At 53.4% G+C, this 21,263-nt stretch carries 13 protein-coding genes; 5 read left to right on the top strand and 8 right to left on the bottom strand.

The window, feature by feature from the left end:
- Nucleotides 1-545: 545 nt before the first annotated feature.
- Entirely contained in the window at nt 546-1,355 is an 810-nt protein-coding gene (locus A3K90_RS00545) for a metallophosphoesterase (protein ID WP_303680664.1), read from the top strand.
- Nucleotides 1,356-1,443: 88 nt separating this feature from the next.
- Here A3K90_RS00545 and A3K90_RS00540 read toward each other — a convergent pair whose 3' ends face one another.
- Both A3K90_RS00540 and A3K90_RS00535 read right to left on the bottom strand, forming a co-directional pair.
- The gene (locus A3K90_RS00540; protein WP_303680663.1) at nt 1,444-2,013 is read right to left on the bottom strand and encodes a C40 family peptidase; all 570 of its coding nucleotides are present in this window, start codon (nt 2,011-2,013) and stop codon (nt 1,444-1,446) included.
- Between the two features lie 331 nt (nt 2,014-2,344).
- Nucleotides 2,345-3,490: an NADP-dependent malic enzyme gene (locus tag A3K90_RS00535; protein WP_303680662.1), complete on the bottom strand. Its 1,146-nt coding sequence runs from the start codon at nt 3,488-3,490 to the stop codon at nt 2,345-2,347.
- A 426-nt stretch (nt 3,491-3,916) separates the two neighbouring features.
- Here A3K90_RS00535 and A3K90_RS00530 point away from each other — a divergent pair, with 426 nt between their 5' ends.
- The 4 genes from A3K90_RS00530 to A3K90_RS00515 all read left to right on the top strand — a co-directional run bounded on the left by A3K90_RS00530 (nt 3,917) and on the right by A3K90_RS00515 (nt 7,559).
- Nucleotides 3,917-4,885 (top strand): calcium/sodium antiporter, encoded by a 969-nt coding sequence (locus tag A3K90_RS00530; RefSeq protein ID WP_303680661.1) that lies wholly within the window; start codon nt 3,917-3,919, stop codon nt 4,883-4,885.
- A 247-nt stretch (nt 4,886-5,132) separates the two neighbouring features.
- Nucleotides 5,133-5,366 (top strand): DUF4236 domain-containing protein, encoded by a 234-nt coding sequence (locus A3K90_RS00525; protein ID WP_303680660.1) that lies wholly within the window; start codon nt 5,133-5,135, stop codon nt 5,364-5,366.
- Nucleotides 5,356-6,624, top strand: coding sequence for a cell division protein FtsZ (ftsZ, locus tag A3K90_RS00520; protein WP_303680659.1), 1,269 nt, complete (start codon nt 5,356-5,358; stop codon nt 6,622-6,624). The genes A3K90_RS00525 and ftsZ overlap by 11 nt, the downstream gene beginning before the upstream one ends.
- A gap of 278 nt (nt 6,625-6,902) precedes the next feature.
- Nucleotides 6,903-7,559 carry a 2Fe-2S iron-sulfur cluster-binding protein gene (locus A3K90_RS00515; RefSeq protein WP_303680658.1) on the top strand — a complete coding sequence of 219 codons (657 nt, stop codon included), beginning with the start codon at nt 6,903-6,905 and terminating at the stop codon, nt 7,557-7,559.
- A 472-nt stretch (nt 7,560-8,031) separates the two neighbouring features.
- Here the strand turns inward: A3K90_RS00515 and A3K90_RS00510 are convergent, their stop codons facing one another.
- The 6 genes from A3K90_RS00510 to A3K90_RS00485 all read right to left on the bottom strand — a co-directional run bounded on the left by A3K90_RS00510 (nt 8,032) and on the right by A3K90_RS00485 (nt 21,261).
- On the bottom strand, nt 8,032-8,334 hold the full coding sequence (locus A3K90_RS00510) for a hypothetical protein (RefSeq protein WP_303680666.1): 303 nt from the start codon (nt 8,332-8,334) through the stop codon (nt 8,032-8,034).
- A gap of 121 nt (nt 8,335-8,455) precedes the next feature.
- The gene (locus A3K90_RS00505) at nt 8,456-8,602 is read right to left on the bottom strand and encodes a lmo0937 family membrane protein (protein WP_303680657.1); all 147 of its coding nucleotides are present in this window, start codon (nt 8,600-8,602) and stop codon (nt 8,456-8,458) included.
- Nucleotides 8,603-9,224: 622 nt separating this feature from the next.
- Nucleotides 9,225-10,058, bottom strand: a complete 834-nt coding sequence (locus A3K90_RS00500; RefSeq protein WP_303680656.1) for an alpha/beta fold hydrolase — start codon at nt 10,056-10,058, stop codon at nt 9,225-9,227.
- A 453-nt stretch (nt 10,059-10,511) separates the two neighbouring features.
- Entirely contained in the window at nt 10,512-11,264 is a 753-nt protein-coding gene (gene avs3b / locus A3K90_RS00495) for an AVAST type 3 anti-phage proein Avs3b (protein ID WP_207387763.1), read from the bottom strand.
- On the bottom strand, nt 11,242-17,517 hold the full coding sequence (avs3a, locus tag A3K90_RS00490; protein WP_303680655.1) for an AVAST type 3 anti-phage nuclease/ATPase Avs3a: 6,276 nt from the start codon (nt 17,515-17,517) through the stop codon (nt 11,242-11,244). Before avs3a ends, avs3b begins: the two co-directional genes overlap by 23 nt.
- Nucleotides 17,518-18,282: 765 nt before the next feature.
- Nucleotides 18,283-21,261, bottom strand: a complete 2,979-nt coding sequence (locus tag A3K90_RS00485; protein ID WP_369690393.1) for a type I restriction endonuclease subunit R — start codon at nt 21,259-21,261, stop codon at nt 18,283-18,285.
- Nucleotides 21,262-21,263 lie beyond the last annotated feature (2 nt).

The raw sequence follows: 21,263 nt of genomic DNA, 5'->3' as shown, positions 1-21,263 counted from the left end.
ATCCGGGCAATCTTGTCGTTTGGTGATCGGTATTCGGCGAGTAACGAAAGCAGGGTACTATGGGTCAACGGCACGCCACCGAATGGCCTGAGCCTCTTTTCAATCCGCATCAAATCTTATTTTACATAGATAATCGACTATTATTCGTTTTTCCATACAAAATAATGCATCGCATAATCAAACCAAAACGAATATCGTCCATCCAGAGACGCACCCGTTTTTCATGCGTCACAGGAAACTGCTTCTGAAACGCCGAAATCTTCAGGCATTTCGACACCGACACCAAAACGCTCTATGTGCCCGGTCGCGCAGCAATGATCCCTGCCGGAAGTATTGTTGCTGCAACACACCGTGCAGGGTGTTCTCTGAAGCTCCAATATCCAGATGTAAGGCAAAACCAGTCACCGACGCCACCTTCATGAGAGGGCGCTATAAGAGCCGCGGAGTAGACGGAGGAGCCCTGCTTGAGAGGCATCTGACCACTCTTTATTCCTCCCTCCCGACAGGATTCAATGCAGTATTCGTTATCATACCCAGAAACGCCCATGCTCTTCAGAATCCTGTCCGACATCCACAATGAGGTGCTGCAGGGTACGACCCGACAAGATTACAGCGTGCCCCCGCTTGACACCGATCCGGAGACGGTCCTTATACTTGCCGGAGATATCGGGGTCCTCACCCGGGAACACACCTGGCTGGGGTTTCTCACGGCCTGCTCCCGCCAGTTCCGATCGGTATTCATTATCGAGGGAAACCACGAGTACTACCATGACCATATCGAAAAGAACTCCTGGAGTGAAGCCCTCGGCCGCCATAGGCTGCAGAACATCGTTACCGGAGAGCTGATTCTCCGGGAGGAACAGATCGCCATCATCGGCACCACACTCTGGACCTACTTCGAGGGTAGCGACCCCATCTCAATGTTCGACGTGGGTCAGGGACTGAACGACTATCACCTCATCAGGGCCGGAGCCCGATACTCCCGACTCCGCCCCGAATACACCCTCGCACTCCATCACCGGCAGAAATCAGAGCTATTCAGGGCAGCCGACCGCTATAGGGCACTCGGCTACACCGTCATGGCAGTCACCCACCACCACCCCTCACTTCAGGCAATCATGCCCGCCTACCGCAACGACAGGGTGAATGGAGGGTTTGTCTCCTCCATGGACCATGAGATCCTCCAGCACGACATCGCCTGGTGGATCTCGGGCCATTGCCATACGGCCATGGAGTACAGCATCGGAAAGACGAGGGTTCTCTCTAACCCCAAAGGCTACCCCCATGAACACGGCAACGGATTCGACCCGCTGAAAACGCTGGAAATTGCAGAAGAGGGTATCTCCGCCCTTTAGAACGGAAAGGCGGCTGGTCAGCCGTAGCTATGATAGGAAAAGGGAGTATGGGAGAGAGGAAGAGAACAACTAAGCAGGGAACGCCCGGTCAGGACGCCTCTTCGTCCGCAGTATTGGTGTCGGACGGCACGGGCAGGTCGGAGACCTCGGGCATCATTTCGTCAAGTACCCTTACGGCGCCGGCAAATCGTTTATCGTAGTATTTCTGCTGGAGCCGGTCTTCAGTGATGCCTTTGGAAACGGAGGAATGGACGAAGGTGTCATTGCCGACGAAGATGCCTACATGGCTGATGCGCTTGCCGCCGCGGGTCTGGAAAAACACAAGGTCGCCGGGCTTGAGCTCGCTGCGCTCGACCTTCCGGCCGATGCCGGCCATTTCAGAAGACGTACGGGGCAGTTTCGTATTGAACCCCCGGTCAAACATGAAGCGAACAAACCCCGAGCAGTCGAACCCGGCCGTGCTCTGCCCGCCGAAGCGGTAGCGGATGCCGAAAAACTGGCGGATGTCGCTGAAAAAGCCCTGCATGGGGCCGGAGGCCTTTTCCGTAACGGGCTCGATGTCGATCTGGTCAGGAACAGGAGCTGCAGAGCTGTCGGAAGATGGAGTCAGGAATAAGGTGGAGAAGAGAAGGGAAAGCAGGAGGAAGGAACGGATCATGCCAAACAGTGAGCGGGTGTTTCCGCCAACATGACGCGAAAGGCATAAGAAGTTCCTATATGGCATAGCTGAAGCGCTTAAAAAATAAAAGGGGATGTCTCTCAATCGGCTGCTGGCGTTCAGTATAACAGCATAACGGCAAAGCAATATAGTTATTTTTTCCCATGAAATCCAAACCGGTCCGGTATAATCACGTCATTGCAGGACGTGAGGCGACACCGGCGGCTTCACTCCCCTCTTGCACTTGGCGGCTTATGGAGCGAGCCCCTTTCAGAGACCCGCAAAAAGGCCTGTCCGGGAGCGTGACCGGCGGCATCCGTCTGGAACGCTGTTAGTTCGAAGCCATACCGGCAAGAACCGTCACGATATTCTCCACGACCTGTTTGTCGAACATGGTCGGCATCAGGTGGTCTGCCGTCGGAACGATTGCATGCGCTATGGCATCTGCGACGGCGATTTTCATCTCCGGCGTAATCTTTCGTATGCCCGTCTGCAGCAATCCCTTGAAAAGACCGGGGAATACAAGGGCGTTGTTGACCTGGTTCGGCAGATCCGAACGGCCGGTACCGACAATACAGGCTCCCGCCTTGAGGGCATCTTCAGGCATGATTTCCGGAGTCGGATTGGCCATCGGAAAGATGAAGGGTGCGGGGTTCATGCCGGCAATCATCTCCCCTGTCACGATATTGCCGACAGAGACGCCGACAAAAACATCGGCACCGGCCATGGCGCTCTGCAGATCGCCCTCATGCTTCAGCCTGTTGCTTCGCAGGGCAATCTCCTCTTTGATGGGGTTCATGCCCTCCCATCCCTCATACAGCGCACCACGGGTATCAACAAGAACCACATCGCTGACCTCAGCATGGATAAGCAGTCTGGCAATCGCTATGCCGGCAGCACCGGCGCCATTGACAACCACGCGGAGATCCTTCATTTCTCTCCTAGTAACGCGGCAGGCGTTGATGATTGCCGCAAGAGTCACAATTGCGGTGCCGTCCTGATCATCATGAAAAACCGGAATGGAGAGCGACTGTTCGAGCCGTTCAAAAATCTCGAAGCAGCGGGGAGATGAGATATCTTCCAGGTTGATGCCGGCAAAACTCGGCTCTATAAGCCTGCAGAACATGACAATTTCCTCAACGTCCGTCGAGTTGATGCATAAGGGGATGGCGTCGATATTGGCGAACTCCTTGAAAATGATCGACTTGCCCTCCATGACGGGCATTGCCGCCTCCGGTCCGAGGTTGCCGAGCCCGAGGATGGCCGTTCCGTCAGAGACGATTGCCACCTGGCTGCCGCGATTGGTCATGATGTAGGAATTCTCTTTATCACGGCCTATTTCCGTGCAGACGGCGGCAACACCGGGAGTGTAGGCCACCGACATATCCTCTTTGTTGTTCAGACTGACTTTAGAGTGTATTTCGATTTTGCCGCGCGCCTGGCGATGCAGATCGAGAGATTTCTGTGAATAACTCATATGAATGAAGAGGGGTTTATCAGGGTGAGGGGGAAGGGAAAGCTGATGCATTCAACCGCTATCCGTCTCCGATGGAGAGGGCAGCCAACAGGCTGTGGTGTATCTTGCAGCAGTTGAATATACACCAATAACCATCGCTTCGATGGAGTTGGTGGAAACGACCGCAAAAAAAAGACCGGGCGGCGGAGTGCCTGAACGGGCCTCCCCTCTTCAGGGGCGGTCCGGGGGGTTGTGGATTTCAGGCAGGTTCGTCCCGATGCTGTGGTACGATTCCTGCCGCTTTGTGCAATATCACCCTGAGGCATCGTACCGCGACGACCGGCGCCAAAACGAGAGCCCCGCGAAGGCATGCCGCATTACTTTTTTTCAGGAGCTGCAATCATTACATTCCAAGCATCATCATAACCATTTTCCATACCCCTCTTCATGGTTCCCGCACTGCTTGCTGTCGTCCTCGGCCTTGTGCTTCTTGTCTGGAGCGCCGATCGTTTTGTTGATGGAGCCGCTGCCACGGCATCGCATTTCAGGATGCCACCGCTGCTCATCGGCATGGTGGTTGTAGGGTTCGGCACCTCGGCACCCGAAATGGTCGTTTCCTCGCTTGCCTCCCTCGAGGGGTCCCCCGGCATCGCCCTCGGCAATGCCTATGGCTCAAACATCACCAACATTGCCCTGATTCTCGGCATCACCGCCCTCATCAACCCGATAACGGTCGACTCAAAAATACTGCGGCGGGAGCTGCCTGTTCTGACCCTCGTTTCCCTGCTTGCTGTCCTGCAGCTGCAGGACGGCATGATTTCCCGCAGCGATGCATGGGTGCTCCTCTCCGTTTTCGCCGCCCTCATGCTCTGGACCATCCGGGAAGGCATCAGGAACCGGCGGGATGAATTCGGACTCGAGATTGCCGCGGAACTGGCCGAGCATACCATGCCGCTCAAAAAAGCACTGATGCTCCTTGCCGTCGGCCTGCTGCTGCTCGTCACCAGTTCCCGCATCCTTGTGTGGGGAGCGGTGGAGGTCGCACGCGGATTCGGCATCGATGAACTGCTCATCGGCCTGACCATTGTCGCCATCGGGACCTCCCTTCCGGAGCTTGCGTCCTCGGTTGCAGCAGCCCGGAAGGGAGAGGATGAGATTGCCCTCGGCAACATCCTCGGCTCCAACCTCTTCAATACCCTTGCTGTCGTCGGTATCGCAGGGGCCCTGAACCCGCTTGGTGCCGCACCGGAGCTTTTCACCCGCGACATCTCGACCATGTTCGCCCTCACCGTCTCGCTCTTCATCTTCGGCTACAGCTTCCGCAGCAGTAACGGAAGAATCAACCGTGTCGAGGGCTCAATCCTGCTTGCCGCCTACGTCGCATACACGCTCTATCTGGCCGCCACAACCCTCTGAGCCCCGGAACCTCCAGCCCGGGAGGTCCGGAAGAAGGTCCGGAATGACGGCTTGAATGACGGCTTGAATGACGGCTTGAATGACGGCTTGAATGACGGTTTGAATGACGGCCGGCTGGTTGCACGCAGGCACCCCGGCATTATCTTTTTCCCTCCAGGCACCCCACTGCATATATTGCATCAAAAGCCTGAAGTACTGAAAAGAGGCGCCATCTCCCCCACGGCATCCGCCACAACAGCCAAACCGTATGGCATTCAGATTCTGGAAAAGGATTACCCTTTTCCCCGGCCTTACCCTCAACCTCAGCAAGTCCGGCATATCGATTTCCGCCGGGCCCCGGGGTGCGAAGTTCACCATGGGCCCGAAAGGAAAGCGCCTCACCGCAGGCATTCCCGGCACAGGCCTCTTTTGGACGAAAACATTCAGGAATACAGGCACAACAGATACACCCGAAGAGAAGGAGAACGAACATGCCATTTGAAGTCGATCCCGGCATGCATGCCGAAGAAGAGCTGCAGGGAGCCGGCATCATGATTGTCGGTGTCGGAGGGTGCGGAGGCAATGCCGTCAACGGCATGATCGAAAGGAACATCGAGGGGGTGCGCTACGTCGTCTTCAATACCGACCAGCAGGCGCTCAGGCACTCGAAAGCCATCAACCGGGTGAAGATCGGCCGGGAGACGACCGGCGGACTCGGAGCGGGGGCGGATCCGGCGGTGGGCCGCAAGGCAGCCGAGGAGGACCGCGATGCCATTACAGAACAGCTCAAGGGCGCCGACCTGGTGTTCATCACGGCAGGCATGGGTAAAGGAACCGGTACCGGAGCCGCACCGGTGATCGCCGCCATCGCCAGAAGCATGGGGATCCTCACCATCGGCGTCGTCACCAGGCCGTTCGGGTTCGAGGGAAGGATTTCGGCCGCAATCGCTGATGAGGGCATTTCGGAACTCCGCAAACACATCGACACCCTGATTCTGGTCGAAAACGAGAAGATCGCCGCTTCGGCCGAAGAGCGGGCAAGCACCACCGAGGTCTACAACATGGTGAACGAGATCCTCTACCAGGCGGCAAAAAGCATTTCCGACATCATCACCTTCCACGGCCATGTCAACGTTGATTTTGCCGACGTACGAAGCATCATGGCAGGAGGCGGCGACGCCCTCATGGGCTCAGCGGCGGCCGCCGGCCAGCGCAAGGCGTTACGGGCCGCAACAGCCGCCCTCGAGAGCCCCCTTCTCGACGGGGTCTGCCTCAACGATGCCAAAGGCCTTCTGGTGAACATTTCCGGGAAAGTTGAGATGCAGGACCTCCAGGACGCGATGCGCTTCATCGGCGAGCAGGTCGGCAACAAGGCTAAAATCATCAACGGCTATGTCGACCAGCAACTGAGGGAAAATGAGGCCCGCGTAACCATCATCGTCACCGGCTTCACCCACCAGCCGCATAAAGCACCCGAAGAACCGAAAACTCCGCTGATCATACCACCCAAGGCAGCTGAAGGCCGAGCCCCGGCCGAAGACCTTGCAACCCCTGCCTATGTAAGAAGGAACATCCCGATTGAAGGCCCCTTTGCCACCCCGCAGGCCAATGCCCCGGAGCAGAACACAACGACCTCCCGCTATACCCCGTTTTTCGGGTCTGCAGATGATAACATCAGGAAAGAGGGTTCCATCATACCCGCATTCCGCCGCAGGACCGACAACCCGAATTTCACGGGGCTGTTTCCGGCTGATAACTGACAACGCACTTCACCGCAGGCATCCGATTGGCAGCAGCACCGAAAGTGCAGCGGCATCATGGTGCCGGGTACAGCGATGCAGTGCGACAAGGCGGATACAGTGACCGTTACGACAGATACCGCTGCCTCTGTACCGCCGCAACTGAAGCGAAGTCTGTAGGGGTTATCGCCTGAAAAGCTTATATTTTCGCCATAGTATTTCATCTCAAGGGGAACCACCGGCAAAGAGCGATGCCCGGCAGGGGTTCCTCCTAACCAACAAAGCGCAATCAATCAATCATGAACATCACCATCAACGAAAAGACCGCAGTGGCCACTGTAGGCCAGAAACTCATCCATGTCGCCCAAAAGAACCACAGCCATGTCGGCTATGTCTGCGCCGGCAACGGCGTCTGCCAGACCTGCTATGTGACCGTAGAGGAAGGTGCCGAATGCCTTTCACCGCTCTCCGACGTGGAAAAAGCGTTCCTCTCTGAGCGCCAGATCAATGCGGGCGGCAGGATGGCCTGTCAGGCTGTACTGGAAAAAGAAGGAACGGTGAGGGTACTCTCCAGACCCGAAGAAGTGCGCAGCCTGCTCTTCAACAACCCGCTCGGGCTCTTCAGCTACGGAGCCGATATGGGCAGGGACACTGCAGAGAAAATCATGCCGGGCATCAGCAACCTCTTCGGCCGCATCCAGAAGGGCGAACTTAAAAGCGAGGATCCGGTCGGCGAGCTCATGAATGCGCTCACCGGCGCCGTGAACCTGGTGATTGCAACGCTGCCCGACAATATTCCTTTCGGCCTCGGCGAGCAGCTGAAGAACCTTGCCTCCAGCCTGCCCCGCAATCTGAACCTCAGCCTTCCCCTGAACATCAGCATTCCCTTTCTTTCGGCAGGCGAAGAGAAAAAAAACACCCTCATTGCCGTTCCTGTGACTGCCAGAAAGAGCTGAAACTGCTTCTCCGCTTGAGGATGACGGCATGAGTGCGGAAGAGAGCCGGGCAGACGGTTCAGGGCCCCGGCATAATTCCATTCCACACACCAAAACAAGGGGCACGGCAACCACCGTGCCCTTTGCCATATGCGAAAAGAGGTGCAGGAGGCGGCATATTCACCTCTCGCGCACACACACACTCACTCACCCTCTCTCTCTCTCTCTCTGCATCTCAGAGAGAAAAAGCACCTCCGGACTGCTGACACATGAATGGATGCTCAGGCCCGTCCTCCGGATGGTGCCCGAATCACTTCATCACCACCTAATACTTTTCCGGGACCGCCTCGGACTGCACTGCAGCAGTGCCTTCTGAGGGTTCCTGGATAGCGGACCCCTTGATCTCGCCCTCGTACGATGTCTTGCACCCTGAAAGAGCAAGCAACGCAACCATCAACAACGCATACATCTTCATGACACGCTCCTTTTTGATTTAATTATGCTTCAGATTCTTTACCTTTTCGGCCACATCATGCATCGCTTTACGTATTCCATGCATAGCTGAGTCAATTCCATCCTTCAATTTCTCCCACCCATCCTCTCCAGACTCAGCAAGCTCCTTCAGCCTCACCTTTGCCGCATCCACGCCATGCTCAAGCTCGTCAAGATCCTTGGCATATCTGATGCGGGCATCAGCTGTAAAATCCTTTGCTCTGGCCTTGAACTCAGAAACTTTGACACGCGCGAGCTCCAGCTCAGCCTCCGCCTTCTGCTTATAGGCATCTTTCATGTTCATCATGCATCTCCATTAATTTCATTCGAGTAATTCATACCGTTGAGTTCATTCGATTCATTCGAGTAATTCATTCTGTCAAGTCATTCCGCTCATTGATTCAGATAAAGGATACCACCGACCCTCAAATCCTCCGCCCCTGAATGACACGGATCAGAATAACCACCACGGCAATGACAAGAAGAATGTGAATCAGGCCTCCCATGGAATAGGAAGACACCAATCCAAGCAGCCAGAGAACAATCAGTACGATGGCAATGATTTCAAGCATACGGCACCATCCTTTTTGGTTTAATGGCCCGTTGAAGCTGCACCTCACTAAAGGGATCGGTCAGAGAGGCTGACCGGCTGAGGACGGACAATAACCCGCATCCATCAGCAACCCCGTCATTCCGCCATGCTCCAAAAGACCGCATTGAAAAACAGTTTTGACGCATCAAGCAACATCGATACCACGGCGTACAACCATTACGACAGCAAACAAAGGGGATAAGTGGAGCAAAGGGGTGCCATCAGGACACAGGGCGGCAGAGGGTACCGCCATACAAGACATTGCTACCACACGGTAAATGAAAAACAGCTGGATAAGCAGGAATAGTTCCTCAAGCGCACATACTTTTGCACTTCATGCGGAATCTGAAAATCATCCAAACGCCAACCCATTGAAAAAAATGACTTATTCTTAATGAGTCACCTCAAGGGCGAACGAGGTGACGTCAGGATTTTTTTACCCGGCTGGAGAAAACAGCATTGCATAGTCTTCCACCGCGCACAGCGCCACATCCCTTTCACAACACCCTATCTTCAGGATACATCGCCCGGGTGCTGCCGGTGAGGGCAACGCGCAAAACGGTGCGCCCCGATTTACAGTCAGCAACGCCGGTGATTGCCGGCTATTGGAGAAAAGCTGCAACCTTTTCAAAGAAGAGTTCGGGATACTGAAACATGAGGCCGTGCCCTGCGTTCTCCACAACGCATAACTGCGCATGTGGATGAGGGATCTTCTCAGCAAGATATTGTGCGTTTTGAGGGCTCACCAACCAATCTTCCGATCCGGTTATGATCAGCGTCGGCTTATCCAGCAATGGCAAGCGCTCAGTCGTGCCGCTCCATGAATCGATCGCATCTGACTGCTTCACAGTGATATCCTCCGGAATGCGTCCCATGGGGCGATAAAAGATCTCCTTCAGGCGCTGGCCATTGGCCGCCATCCCCGCTTTAGGAAAGAGGACGCCGATATAGCGCATACCGCGCTCTTCAGGCGTCCCTGACGTGTCGGTAAGCATCGACAGCACTTCGAGAGAAGGGGGAAACATCTTTGCATCGCAATGTGCGGCATAGAGCACCAGTTTGCTCAACAGAGAGGGGTGACGAAAAACCAGTTCCTGCGCGATAAGTGAACCCATCGACCAGCCAAGCACATGCGCCTGCTGAATGTTCAGGGCTCGCATAAGCCCTGCCGTATCGTCGGCCATGCGGACTATCGAATAGTCCTCCGTTCCCTCGCCGGTATCTCCCATGCCCCGGTTATCGAACACAATCACTTTGAAACGCGACGCAAACAAATCAAGCAGACCCGGTTCCCAGAGGTTCATGGTACTGCCGTAGCCCATGATGAAGACAAGCGGATAGCCTTCCCCGAAAACGCGGCAGCTCATCGAGATGTCGTCAACCGGCATCGAAAACGTTTCGCCTGATTTTCCGTTGAGGGGCTGGTGGCTGTTCATGTTGGGGTATCCTTATTGTTTTCGTAGGATTTTCGAGTGCGGGAGCGGGATCCTCACACAAAAAAAGGGGGCAGAAAAGCGCGACTGAAACCAGGTCCATAATACAAGCTGCCGGCTTCGGGCGCAACTCGCCAGCCTTGTTTATAAAGAAGCCGAAATCACAGAAGGTCCGGGGATTAAGAATATTGGCTTGACATAACTAATATTATACAACAATCATTACATAAAAAGAGTCATCAGATACTGAGCGCTCATCATCACCCGCCCGACGAAACTACTGCCGAATCCAATCCCCCAAGGTCGGGTCGGGTGACTGATGTTGTTATGCATCAACAGGAAGGTTTATTGAACAAGTTACCACCTTAATCAACTGTCTGAAAATCGGGGTCCACTACATGCTTTCCAACCCGGCGAGAGCAGCCTTTTCTACGCTCGATTCGATGAACAAACTCATCAGATGTCCCCCGGATCTTTGGGTTCGGACTTGGACAACGTCTCAGCAGTAATATCAACGTCTTCTTCAGGAAGTGGGAAGGATTCGAGCTTAGCTTTCAAATCGGATGCAACTGACTCGGCCAGCTTCATGAAGCCTTCTAACCGTTTAATTTTTTCTTGCTGTCGCCGCCGAACATCGGCATTGGGGTAGAGATCCTTTCCGAGATCCGCATTACTCGAAACGAAACGGATCACGATTTCCGGGACACCTTGTTCAGCCTCTGCGGCATCTGCGAGTTTGACCCACTCCACGGACTTGTCCACTGCAGCCCGTGCTGCTTCAGACAGACAATACCCGATAAGTACCTTCGCCGAGTAATCAAGCCCGTCTACCATGGCAAGCCAACTATCCGCTTCAGATTGTTCCGTGTTTTTCTCGTTTGGCCAGCGGGATGAACGAAAGTAGCGAGGAGTTTCATTTTCCGGATCGAGACTTTCGATAGCGCGAATGACTGGTTCTAAATTTTCAAAAGGACGTTTACCATTTGGCAATTCTGCACGATGTTTCCAAAGCACCATAATCGCTTCGAAACAATTCTGTTCGGCCAAACTCTTCTCTTCGTCCGTTGCGTTTTCCGCCTTGACGATAAGATCGGCGATATAATGCGCCATCCAACGGTCAAGGGTATCCACTGATGGCTCTATCCCAAGTTCCTCTACCAGTTTGCGGCCTAAAGCCAAAATGCGTTCAGAGTGTGCGAAACTGTCCATCTGCTCCGAGGAGGTAGAGTCTGGCTTTCGTAGGAATTCGATTTTTGTCATCATTAACACCGCTTTTGTATGGTTGATATCGTCGACGGCGCTCAATCTGCACTTCAATAATCAGATCACGATCGAGTTTGGCCAACATCGAGGTTAATAAGCCCAACGAGCCTTGAAGACGACTTCCGCATTCCGGATTTCTGCTTTCGTAGTGCTTGGCCTCATCGTAATGACCCCATACCTGGGATACCATGACAACTGATTTCCCTCTATCTTTCCAAAGTCTGCGATCCGAGTCGGTTTCGAGCCCCATCACATCAATGATTTGACGCGCGGGCATCGCTGGAGGGAAACTGATCCCCCCGGCCCAACGATCAAGACCATCCAATCCCTGGTTTCCATTATTGTCGACTATCCAACCCTTAAGCGAAAAACCGAACTTATCTATCTCCATATCACTTCCCGCTCTCGGTATCGCGTAATCATAAAAGCTCTTAGCCGTGCCGAGTGCTCTGAGAAGCGAGAGCGACTTATCGGGCGACACTAACGCACTGTAGATACGGGTCGATTGCTCATTCTCGGAATCAGCAGCTGTCCAGTATCCCCAAACGTTAATCATATTGGTGGCCTTGAGCACCTCGTCGAAATCTTCTGCTGCGATACTCCTATATGCGTCGCCATCCTCCTTTCGATCCTGCCAAACGGAGCGTTCCTGCGGCGTCGGATCGCGTCGATCCCAAAGCCAACGCCCATCCTTTCGTGATAGATCGTGACGGTCGAGCCAGTCTGCGAATTCATCTTCTTCGCAATGTACCGAATCGCGATGCGTAGGCTTACTGGCCAATAGGTTTCCGGCAACGACCATCATAGCATGATAAGCAAGATAAAAATGGAGCGTGTCGGCACGTGGATACGAACCGTGGGAATGACGGGTGTAATTGTCTTCGTAGAGCTTTCGTCTGCTCCGCTCATCTTCATCCCATCGCCCGCTAGCTGTGTAACCGAAGTCCTTTCTGATTATTTTAAGCGCCTCTGACTCGACCTCGTTTTGTGACATTGCGAACACACGGCCCAGAGGTTCGTACCAATATGGTCCGATGTCGATACCAAAGTAAAAACGATCGTCTTCGTTGGTATATGTTTTCTCTTTTTTCTTATAACGAACGCGATCGAAGGATTTGGATTCAACGACAGAGTGTGGTGATACATTAACGTGGTCAAGGCGATCCTTGAGACTATCCCGGTCTGCCAAAGCCCCATTATTAATGAGCGTGAGCACTGCTCGCGCGGAAAACTGCCTGATCAGAACGTGAGGCTGGTCATTCAAAGCCCAATCCACAAGCTGGTTCGCAAAAGGCGTAAGTACCGCTGGAGATTCGACTGCAGCGCGTGCGATGCCAATTAGGAACCATTGACGCGCATGTAGCATATAAAAAGGCAGTCTCGCATCCGCAAAGGGTCCGCTCTTCCTATCTGCAGCGAACTTGAAAACATGGCCGAGAACATCTTGTCGTCCCAGGACAACAAGTCCCACAACCACATGTGCGCCTTCCCACCGTATGACGGCATCGGGTGCTGCCATGGACGCCCAGATGTAACCTGCCAGCGAAACCTTAACGTCAGTGGGTGGCAAGAGCTCGTTTGACCATGGGCCATCCCCATCTTTTTCTTCCAAAACCGGAGTAAAGAGTTCGAGGCCAAAGCTTAAAGCCTCCAGTGCTTCGTCTTCCGATAGCTTGATGGCAATTAGGCCAACTAGCGAGAAGAGTCGGTTGGAATCCGCGAGGTCGGGTGCTTCTCCAACGGCGTCGAGCACGACATCGACTATTTCGACTTCACTCATCCCCGCCAAGGTGCCGGCCGTCTTGAAAGGCAGCACTTCATAGTATCGGTTTTTCGCAATTTCCATGCAGTAGCGGCGACAAAAAACTTTGAGCGTAAAAGCAAGTGCGCGCGTTGTCGATGGTCGGTCTTTCCATGCATCCGGAACCTGCTCCAAGAAAGTCCGAAAATGGTAAAGACCTAATTCAGGAACGTTGCCAATGGCCTGAATGAAGGCTGCTTCAGAGCCAACCGGCACGCGCCCGATGGCTTCCTCGAAAAACTGATCGTGATCCCACGGCGACTCAGTATTTTTGAATGCTGCAAAGGCTTGTGAAAGGCCATCGGCATTGGTCAGATTGCAGCCAGAAAACACGCCATCCCAATCCCGCGCGGACTTGGCTAGCACATAATTTGGGCCGTCAACCTGTTCGTATTTCTCTCGTCTGCCTGCACTCTTTTTTGTCTCATTAAAGGCAATAACCTCATCGAGGCCATCTATCGTCACGTTATGCCTGGAAGTAATTTCCTTGAACCTAGAGAGATCTCCTTCGTTGAATTGCATGTACCGATAAAGATGCGCGGTCTCGGCCTCTTTATCGGCTTGTGTTGAATACTTTGATAGCACGCTTTCGAGTAATCGGTCGTATGTCCAGTGTGCACGAAAACCGATTAGGGGCGGTGCGTCGCGTGCATCCAAGCTTCCGCATTGAATCAGTCGCCTTATAGCCACAGGGAGTATCCGTTCAGAGTATCCGAAATTTCGGTCTCGCCAACGGCTCAGTATCGCCAAGGATGACGCCGGGCAAAGGCCACAGAGTGCCTCGATGGTGGATTCCCAATCAAAGTGCTTATCTCGGACATAATCGTACGTTAGTTCGGCACAGCGCGCAAAATGATAGGCGATCTCTGGTGAGGGGCGGTCAGTACGAGCGGCACGATCCGCCAAGCCCAAAATGGCGTCCCAGCGTGAAAGATTCTCGTCACCAATCTTGCTCGCGACCTCAACTGCATCATTGAAATATGCTTCCGCTTCTGACTTGCTCACCAGAAGAATAGCGCGAGCTGCATCGATGTAGCCTTCGGATTTGCTGTCCGCATCGGATCGTTCTTCCTTGGTGAGATTAAACGCTTCGAGAGCAAATTTGAGCGCTGCTGCCCTTGTTGCTTCTTTCTGACCGCATAACCGCGCGAGAGTGGTCAGGGTGGGTGTGAAGAGCTGCCTCCTCAGACTGTCCTTCCATTGCGAAAAGGCTGCCAATGTTGACTCATCCGCCGCGTCGAGTTGGTGCAAAATGTTCAACCACAGCAGAGCGATCTCGTTTGATGTGTGGAAATCGTCGAGATAGTATGCTTTTCGCGCGCTCTTAGACACCTCGCACGTCCTTTTAAGTTCGTCGTCCAGCAATGCTATCGACACACGACCGAGAAAAACTGACGCCGAAAGCTGATGCCACGGAAGCAGGGCGCCAATGTCTTCCTGAAACTCATGGAGATCGCGTGATGTGGAATGCTGGGCTTTCTTGTCTATCTCAGCCCGCAGCTCTGGATGGGCCAGGTCGCGGACGTCCAGTACATGCCCCCGTAAAGCCGCACGCAAGCAATACGCCTGAAGTATCGGAAATCGTGACTTCGTGAATCGCGACGATAGCGCCCGAGGGGGCTCGCTCGGAAGATAACGCGTAAGCACCGCCGCTGCCTCATCCGCAGTGCATACCGCCTGTTGCAACCCCGCTTCGACCAGTGCGGTTACCGAACCGAGGGCTGTTTCCTGATCATCCCATGCGTGGTCGTTCATCAAATTCACTCGCTTGCTGGAGACAAGTCGAAGGGCCCGGTGCGTAACTTCGACCGGCGGTATCCGCTGAATCTCACGGAGTTCGACGGTGATAGCAAGCACAAGCCAAAGATTGTTCCCGGCAGCAAGGGCAAGTGTATCCACATCCTGAATCCGCCCGTGATCGATAAGACGCCTCGCCACGGACCGGCCAACGCGGAATGACACTTCTCGCGGTCGCCAGAACCCAAGGCTGTGTGCGCCACTTGCGGGGCCGTGAATGTTGACATTGGCAAGTGTCAGCTCAACGATATCTTGGTCCGAAATCTCTTCATTTTTACGCTCGTCGGGGGTCAATCGGCTCCAATTGCGCAACCACTCCTCGGCCATGCGCAGACGGCTTCGTGCATCACTGACAAGTTCCGGACGACCTGACAGAAAGGCCGCTTCATAGGCATGATGTGAACCGAGCCAGCCTGAGCCAAATATCCGTCGGGAGACGATTTCCTGAATAAGGTCGGTTTCCAGAAACGTTGCCGCCAGATCAGTGTTGGCTTGCAGAATTGTTCTTTGCCGATCGTAACCGGCCGTCTCGCCGCCTGCTTTCAGAGCAAGCTTGGCTGCATCAAGATAGCGCTTCGACCGTAGCCCTGCTTTCAGTGCAATTTGCAGACGTTGCAGTTCAACATCGTGCTTTTCGAGCGGACTCGTTTCTGGAAGTGCTGCTGAGGTGAGGGCTAATTCCACAAGCTCGGAAAATTTCCCAGCCTCCAGCATCAACTGTGGCAGCACCGATGCCACGTAAGCGCTTTTCGTTGCCAGCGGCATCAGATTCGCGATAAACCCATCCATAGCACCGGCCGGCGGCTTGAATTCCTTGCGAAACCACGTCTCGGCAGGTTCATCGAAAAATTGAATGGTATCACCGGCAAGGAGCAGCGGTCGACCTAAATCGATGGCAAAACTTTTGATAGCCTGCTCATCAACATCTGACATTTGAGACAAAATTGGAATCGGGATCAGAGGGCGGAGGATCGCCAGACCAGCACAAATTTTGTCGAACTGGGCTTTTTCAAAGAGGCCGACGCTATCCTTCAGCTTCGCGATGGCGCCTTCCAACAAGCTTTTAATCGTGCCTTCGACGGTTGTCGGATTGGGCCCAAGCAGTCGCAACGTATCAGAAAGGAGATTATTACGCGACAGGGCGAGCGCCTGGACGCGCGGGTTATGAGAACTCAGGCGATGGAATTCATCGATATCGTGTTCGCTTGCGTCTGAGAACCTCTGCTTGAGATGGGCGGCCGTTTCCTCACGGCTGAACGGCGCCAGTTCGCATCGGATCACGTTGACTGGTGGATCAAGATAGTTCTGACGATGCGAGCGGCATAGAAAAACTAGACGAACGTTATCAGGCATTTTCTCCCGGATGAGGTCGCGAACGAAAGATCGCGCCTCGCCAATCTCTTCGGCTGCCATCTGGGCGTTATCCGCCGCGTCAACCACAATGCACAGGAATGAACTGGGATTGGTAAGCCGCACCAGTGTAGCCGCTTGGTTCATCCGGTGAATAAACGCCCGCACATAGGACGGGGCATCGGCGTGAGAAGAGGGAATCAGAAGATGACAGAGGCCCTTTGCCGCAAGTTCATTTACAATTTGCACGAGCGCATCTCTATGCCGGTGACGATAGCCAGATGCATTTCGGTATTGACCGTTTCCGAAACAGTCATACAAAATGCACGTGGATCCATCAGGAAGACCCTGCGCGATACGGTTTGCGAACACCGTCTTTCCGACCCCGGCGGAGGCGTGAACGATGACCGGAGCTGCGGCGCCGAAGATTGCCCGCATGATGTCTGACTCTTGGGCACGGGGAACAGCACCATCCAGACTCTCGATCAAACAAGGAGCGGGAAAGAGCAGGCGTTCGTCAGTGCTCAGAGCCCTTAGGACATCCATCTTGGTGATGGTTGGGTTCTGTTCTCCTTCAGACAGGGCCCTGCGGTTGACAAGTTCCTTCAGTTTCAAGGGGGCATCAACATCGGTGTCCGGTAGATATCCACTCACATCCTGAAAGAGAATGTTGCGCTGATTCCAGTAGTCATCTTGTCGATCTTCGAAATGCAGCAGCTTCAAAAACGCAGTGAGGAAATCGCCGTCCAGGCTACTAAATCGTTCGAGTTTCTGGAGTTCGTATGGATGACGTGGTATGGTCTCAGCTGCGGCATCGGCCACGGCTTCCGCGAAATCCGAAACGATTGGCCTGTTGGTAACAAACCAAAATTGGAGCTTCGCCGCGAGCTCATCGGTCGAGAAGGTCCGGAGCAGCTCTTGGTAACGCTTGGTAAAACCTTGGATAGTTTTTTCCAAGCCACTTGCGGTCCAAGGCTCGCTTGCATGCAGCGTCGAATGTTTAAGCTGCATATACCGGACAAGCCGCGCTTCTTGGAAGTCTTCGCTCCCGAAATATTCTGCGATATCGATAACTTCCTCGCCGACGCTGATCGGAGGCTCGCCCGCCCGTTCGTCCGGCGATGGCCCCTCGATGCTGATTGCGACCAAATCGCTCTGCGCCGACAGAAGCCCCAAGCAGCGGCGTGCTGCCCACAGATAATGGAACTGATCGCCATCGCGGCTAGGGCGGACTAAATTGGTTCGAGACATCTAAAATTAATTATGGTCTGTATTACAGAACACCTTGCCCATTACAAAAGCACATTGTCCCGTGTCATCAATTCTGCCTCGTAGATCACGTCCTGCGCAAACTCTCCCCAACATAAAATGCAACTCGACAAGTAAACAAAATCATGAACGTCCCGGATTCTTCCCTTGGTATGGGGCCAATTTCCATCTATCGGCAGTTGTCAGGATGAACTCTATGACCTTTGATCTCATCTGCCAATAAATGCGGATTCACACTCTATTCTGACACGATTCCGACAATCATTCTGACATCAGGTTAGGGTATAGTTCAGGTCGACAAATAGTGAATCAGATAATCTGCAGATATGCCGAACCCATCACTCTATTCCTTTAATCTGTTGGTTGCAACGAAATCAGCCAGTCCGTTAGATTTAGTTATTCATGATTTCTATTCTGGCTAAGGCTAACAGCAGGTCTTCCTGCCGGGGTTGACCGAAAACCATTCGATAGAGGGCCAACCCTTGCTGTAAGGGAGCAGTGGAATGCGTCGCTCCACCAGGGCGGAACCATCTTCGCAGATCCAATAAGGGATGAGATCGGAATGCCCATTGGATTTTTGATTGGCCGCAATTCGAAAAGGGTTAGCCACGGATCATCTCCCTCATGTGCCAAGGAGAGAACAGTCAGACCATACCGTTCCGCAACATTGTTTCTGACAGCATGCCCTTGATAGCGATGCACCTGACCTTCGCTTTTTACAATTTCACCGGAATAGTCAACACCTTCTTAGTAGTACTGTCCAATGTACCCGAACGCCTTGTCAAACAACTCCTGGTCTTTGATCTGGTATTTTACATAGATGACCTTACGCAAAGCCTTCTGAACTTCACGTTCTCCGGCTTTGGTGTTTTGCCAGCCGGGAAAACGTACCATTCTGACGATCTCATCGATGTCTGTTACAATCCGCTCGACCACAACGGGCACGTTACCATTTTTCACTTCTGCGAACAGCTCTGTCAGAGCGGCTTTGACTTTTGATTGTTCATCAACGGGATCAACCTGCTTTTCAGCCTGCACCACCTCTCTGGCGAGAGTCAGCAGTTCTTTGAGGAAATCGAGACTGTGAAGCAATCCTGCTTCGTGCCGTTCTCTGAGCATTTCCAAACGTTCTCCGAGAGCGATGAACTCAGGATTATCCTTATGCCGCCGCAACCGGGCAACGAGTTTGATTTCGATCTCTTTCGATTTTTTCCCCGGCTCACGAGTATTAAGAAACTCTTCGAGCACCTCAGCATCCATGACCAGCGTTTCGAGATCATCCCGTACCGTCTCCAGATGCACGTTTTCATGCACCAGCTCGACAGTTTTTGCTCCAAGAGCATGCCAGAGCAGCTTACCATTACCGCTCGGCGGTTTGACTGATTCATACACCAGAGCCAACCACCGGTAATCGATCTCATAATACCTGAGACATGGGTCAGGCGACAGTGCCTCCCACAACCGGGATAGCACCGAAAATTCAGCAGCAAACCGGTCACGGGTTTCATTGTTAGGCAGGCAATCCTGTGCGGCGATCAATCCTTCATAACCGCCAACAGTGCGATCAACATCAGGGAAAAATGACAGGCACTTCGTCATGCTGTGCGGCAGCGCTTTTTTGAGTTGGTCCAGATTGGTGATAACTTTCTGCACTGCCTTTTCATCGAAATCAAGTGCCTCAGCCACATCGTCGAAAATACCCAGGTAATCGACAATCAAGCCATGCGTCTTTCCGGAATAAATCCGATTGGTACGACAGATGGCCTGTAACAGGCTATGATCCTTCATCGGTTTGTCCAGATACATCGTCTGGAGAATGGGAGCATCGAAACCGGTCAACAGCTTGGATGTGACAATGAGAAATTTGAGCGGATCGCTCGAATCCCTGAATCGGTCGAGCAGCTTTTCCTCTTCATCTTTTGTGAGCTTCCACTCCGCATACTCATCGGATTTCCCTCCTTGCGTATGCATGACGATGGCGCTGGCATCAGGGCCGATCAGTTCATCAAGAGCCCTTTTGTACAGAACGCAACACTCACGATCAAAGGTCACAATTTGCGCCTTGAAGCCATTCGGCTCGACCTTCTCCTGATAATGCTTCACGATATGCTTGCAGATCGCGTTCACCCGTGCCGGAGCCTTGATAAGCACTGCCATTTTCGCAGCTCTTCTGGCCAAATCGTCACGGTCATCATCGTTGAGCTCATCGGTCATTTGAGCATACGCTTCGTCAATCGCCTCACGATCGATATGCAGTTTCACATCTACTGCCTCGAAATGAAGAGGGAGAGTGGCCTTGTCACGAATCGACTCCTGAAACGAGTAACGGCTCATATATCCCTGCTCATCTTCATCAGCGCCAAACGCCCAAAAGGTGTTTCGGTCCCGCTTGTTGATCGGCGTTCCCGTCAGACCAAACAGGAATGCATTCGGCAGAGCCTCGCGCATCTTGCGCCCCAGATCGCCCTCCTGGGTTCGATGTGCTTCGTCCACCATCACAATGATGTTCGAGCGATCGTTAAGGCGTCCATCAGCTTCGGCAAACTTGTGGATAGTGGTGATGATGATCTTCCGTGTGTCGGCTGCCAGAAAATTTTGCAGCTCCTGCCGAGTTGATGCTCCGACCATGTTCGGAATATCGGCGGCATTAAACGTAGCGGTAATCTGGGTATCGAGATCGATGCGATCCACCACGATGATCACTGTAGGATTGCCAAGCTTGTCGTGCATTCTCAGCTTCTGTGCGGCAAACACCATCAGAAGCGACTTGCCAGAGCCCTGGAAATGCCAAATCAAACCTTTTCTGGGATAGCCGTTGACCACGCGGGCCACCAGCAGGTTGGCTGCCTCATACTGTTGGTAGCGACAGATAATTTTGATCCGTCGATGCTTCTTGTCGGTTGCGAAGAGGGTGAAATTCAGCAAAATATCCAGAATGATAGCGGGCCTGAGCATACTTTCAATCGTTCGTTGCACACTCGCCAGATTTCCTTCTTTCAGGCCCCCATCATTCCCGTTACGCCCATCGCCATACCACGGCCCCCAGATTTCGACAGGCATACGCACCGAACCGTACCGAAAACACTTGCCTTCCGTTGCAAACGAAAATACATTCGGCACGAACATCTGCGGCACACTCCGTTCATAACCGTTGTGAATGTCACTGGCCCCATCAATCCAGGTCACTGCCGGACGTACCGGGGTTTTGACCTCGCCTATCACCAGAGGAAATCCGTTGATCAGCAGAACAATATCTAACCGGCGACCATCCTCCTTGATTGGGTATATCCACTGACTGGTCACTACATAGTCGTTGTTTTCAGGTTCTTCGAAATCGATCAGCCGTACCTGAGTGTGCTCCCCCCTCTCACCAAACGGCATGGTCTTCTCTCCTCGCAGCCATTCGGCAAACAGCTCGTTGGCCCTTACCAGGCCATCGCTCTGCACCGACAGCGGAATGGCTCGCAGGCGATAGAGCACCTCGTCAGCGCGGTCGGGTTGGGCCTTGATTTCCGGGTTCAGACGGATGAGGGCGTCGCGCACCATTGACTCGACGAATACATCGGAATACTCCCTCTCCAACGATTCCACCGGCACGAAACGCCAACCTTTAAGCTTGTCGGCATATCTCGAAGATTCTTCAGCAACAACGCTCTCAGGAACACCACTGCTGAGCGTATCGAGCACCATTTGCTCGACAGTGTTTTCTTCGTTAAAAAGAACCATTA

The organism is Pelodictyon luteolum (assembly GCF_001622165.1).
Taxonomy (GTDB): Bacteria; Bacteroidota; Chlorobiia; order Chlorobiales; family Chlorobiaceae; genus Chlorobium; species Chlorobium luteolum_B.
Note: the sequence above shows the minus strand (reverse complement) of the source record. Positions and strands in the feature narration are given on the sequence as shown.

What these genes read in the sequence shown, in the direction of transcription:
- A3K90_RS00545 (WP_303680664.1), top strand. Translation starts at nt 546, where the DNA reads ATGCTCTTCAGAATCCTGTCCGACATCCACAATGAGGTGCTGCAGGGT.
- A3K90_RS00540 (WP_303680663.1), bottom strand. Translation starts at nt 2,013, where the DNA reads ATGATCCGTTCCTTCCTCCTGCTTTCCCTTCTCTTCTCCACCTTATTC.
- A3K90_RS00535 (WP_303680662.1), bottom strand. Translation starts at nt 3,490, where the DNA reads ATGAGTTATTCACAGAAATCTCTCGATCTGCATCGCCAGGCGCGCGGC.
- A3K90_RS00530 (WP_303680661.1), top strand. Translation starts at nt 3,917, where the DNA reads ATGGTTCCCGCACTGCTTGCTGTCGTCCTCGGCCTTGTGCTTCTTGTC.
- A3K90_RS00525 (WP_303680660.1), top strand. Translation starts at nt 5,133, where the DNA reads ATGGCATTCAGATTCTGGAAAAGGATTACCCTTTTCCCCGGCCTTACC.
- ftsZ (WP_303680659.1), top strand. Translation starts at nt 5,356, where the DNA reads ATGCCATTTGAAGTCGATCCCGGCATGCATGCCGAAGAAGAGCTGCAG.
- A3K90_RS00515 (WP_303680658.1), top strand. Translation starts at nt 6,903, where the DNA reads ATGAACATCACCATCAACGAAAAGACCGCAGTGGCCACTGTAGGCCAG.
- A3K90_RS00510 (WP_303680666.1), bottom strand. Translation starts at nt 8,334, where the DNA reads ATGAACATGAAAGATGCCTATAAGCAGAAGGCGGAGGCTGAGCTGGAG.
- A3K90_RS00505 (WP_303680657.1), bottom strand. Translation starts at nt 8,602, where the DNA reads ATGCTTGAAATCATTGCCATCGTACTGATTGTTCTCTGGCTGCTTGGA.
- A3K90_RS00500 (WP_303680656.1), bottom strand. Translation starts at nt 10,058, where the DNA reads ATGAACAGCCACCAGCCCCTCAACGGAAAATCAGGCGAAACGTTTTCG.
- avs3b (WP_207387763.1), bottom strand. Translation starts at nt 11,264, where the DNA reads ATGGACAGTTTCGCACACTCTGAACGCATTTTGGCTTTAGGCCGCAAA.
- avs3a (WP_303680655.1), bottom strand. Translation starts at nt 17,517, where the DNA reads ATGTCTCGAACCAATTTAGTCCGCCCTAGCCGCGATGGCGATCAGTTC.
- A3K90_RS00485 (WP_369690393.1), bottom strand. Translation starts at nt 21,261, where the DNA reads ATGGTTCTTTTTAACGAAGAAAACACTGTCGAGCAAATGGTGCTCGAT.